Below are 508 nucleotides of genomic sequence, written 5' to 3' on the forward strand. Positions count from 1 at the left end.
GCGCCAGCTCGTTGGCGAGGGTTTGATACAGGAACAAGCCGTTGTCGTCGGCTTGGAAGACTTCTTTTTGCATGGTTATTTCCTAGAAATGTAATTTGCACTGCAAATGCGCGGGTGCTCGGATCGTTCCAAAAAGGCAGCATCGTTTCGATGGATAACGGTGCCCCTGGCGTTCAGTCCATCGGTGTGCCGCTGAACACCGCTGACGCAGCGCGAGTTGCCCTAGGCTTCGACCGAGGAAACTTGGCTCTCTACAACGGCGGCGCGGTAAGGGTGATCGGCACGACCGCCGGTATCGACGTCTCCACGGTGTCCGCGAACGGCACCGAGGTGACTTTTGGCGTCGTCCGGCCCAACAACGTGGCCGTGCATCCAAGAATTCATGCCTGACGTCCGTTTCACTGCAAATGCGAACGAGCGCCTTCTGGCGACGCGCCAGGCCGATCAGGTACGTAGGCATGCCCACAACCTGCCAAATCTGCCATCGCTGAATGGCTCAGGATCATCA

1 protein-coding gene is annotated in these 508 nt (G+C 57.9%); it reads left to right on the forward strand.

The genetic code is table 11. The annotated features are described in order from the left end of the window. The first annotated feature begins 114 nt into the window (after positions 1–114). Positions 115–390, forward strand: a complete 276-nt coding sequence (locus HV798_RS31595; protein WP_175216644.1) for a hypothetical protein — start codon at positions 115–117, stop codon at positions 388–390. Positions 391–508: the final 118 nt, after the last annotated feature.

The organism is Achromobacter deleyi (genome assembly GCF_902859705.1).
In the GTDB taxonomy this organism is placed as follows: domain Bacteria; phylum Pseudomonadota; class Gammaproteobacteria; order Burkholderiales; family Burkholderiaceae_B; genus Achromobacter; species Achromobacter deleyi.